Here is a 1,771-nt window from a genome sequence, read left to right on the forward strand (position 1 = left end):
TTTTGTGGGGGAGCTGTCGAAGGTGGGATTGGCGATTGGGACGAAGTCGTAACAAGGTAGCCGTACCGGAAGGTGCGGCTGGATCACCTCCTTTCTAAGGAGAGTATTTTTTCTTTGTGTCATGTGTCATCGTGTTGGTGGCGTGTGGCTATTTTTTGTTTTTGGGTGGAACACCTACTGGTTAGATCACTGAAGTGGTGGTCTGCGCGTGCGTGTGATGATTTTAAGCGTTTGTGCTTTCCTTTGGTGTTGGTTGGTTGTTGGTGCGCTGTTGGGTGTCTGGGATGACACATGTTGTTGTTCCTGTTTACAGGTTGCTGCGTGCTGCGGGCAGGCTGCTGTTTGGTGGTTTGTTGTGTGGTGTGTGGGTGTTGTGTGAGAACTGGATAGTGGACGCGAGCATCTTGTTTTTCTGTAAGTTCGATTTTGTCAAGCAGTTTTTCTGTTTGTGATTGTTCTTAGTTATTTGTTTGTGTGTTGTGTTGTAAGGGCGCATGGTGGATGCCTTGGCATAGTAGGCCGATGAAGGACGTGAGAGGCTGCGATAGGCCTCGGGGAGCTGCCAACTGAGCGTTGATCCGAGGGTGTCCGAATGGGGAAACCTGGCCGTCGTTGTGGGCGGTCGCCGTTAGATGAATTCATAGTCTAATTGGTGGTTACGCGGGGAAGTGAAACATCTCAGTACCCGTAGGAGTAGAAAACAATTGTGATTCCGTTAGTAGTGGCGAACGAACGTGGATGAGGCTAAACCGCGTGCGTGTGATACCTGGCAGGGTTTGCGTGCGTGGGGTTGTGGGGATGCATTGTGCAGGGTCTGCTAGTCCTGCGTTGTGTTGTGTGGGTGTAGCGGAAGTGGATTGGAATGTCCTGCCGTAGACGGTGAGAGTCCGGTACGTGAAACACCCGTGCGTGCAATTGGTGTGTTGCCCGAGTAGCAGCGGGCTCGTGGAATCTGCTGTGAATCTGCCGGGACCACCCGGTAAGCCTAAATACCTGCTTATGACCGATAGCGGATTAGTACCGTGAGGGAATGGTGAAAAGTACCCCGGGAGGGGAGTGAAATAGTACCTGAAACCATGTGCTTACAATCCGTCAGAGCCCTTTTTTGTGGGGTGATGGCGTGCCTTTTGAAGAATGAGCCTGCGAGTCAGCGGCATGTCGCGAGGTTAACCCGTTTGGTGGGGTAGTCGTAGCGAAAGCGAATACTAACTAGTGTGTTGTCAGTGGCATGTCCTGGACCCGAAGCGGGGTGATCTACCCATGGCCAGTGTGAAGCAGAGGTAAGACTCTGTGGAGGCGCGAACCCACTTAGGTTGAAAACTGAGGGGATGAGTTGTGGGTAGGGGTGAAAGGCCAATCAAACTCCGTGATAGCTGGTTCTCCCCGAAATGCATTTAGGTGCAGCGTCGTGTGTTTCCTCCTGGAGGTAGAGCTACTGGTTGGTTTAGCGGGACTATCATCTTAGCGACATCAGCCAAACTCCGAATGCCGGTGAGGTGAGAGCACGGCAGTGAGACTGCGGGGGATAAGCTTCGTAGTCGAGAGGGAAACAGCCCAGATCGCCGGCTAAGGCCCCTAAGGGTGTGCTAAGTGGAAAAGGATGTGGGATCGCGAAGACAACCAGGAGGTTGGCTTAGAAGCAGCCATCCTTGAAAGAGTGCGTAATAGCTCACTGGTCGAGTGGTTCTGCGCCGACAATGTAGTGGGGCTCAAGTACACCGCCGAAGCCGCGGCAATCACCTTTTTGGTGGTTGGGTAGGGGAGCGTCGCG

The 1,771-nt window shown here is 53.0% G+C and carries 2 rRNA genes; both read left to right on the forward strand.

Annotated elements, in window-relative coordinates:
- A 16S ribosomal RNA gene (locus HMPREF3135_RS09420) occupies nucleotides 1–94 on the forward strand; the annotation flags it as partial.
- A gap of 380 nt (nucleotides 95–474) precedes the next feature.
- Nucleotides 475–1,771 (forward strand): 23S ribosomal RNA (locus HMPREF3135_RS09425); the annotation flags it as partial.

This window comes from Corynebacterium sp. HMSC14H10 (assembly GCF_001807105.1).
Classification (GTDB): Bacteria; Actinomycetota; Actinomycetes; order Mycobacteriales; family Mycobacteriaceae; genus Corynebacterium; species Corynebacterium jeikeium_D.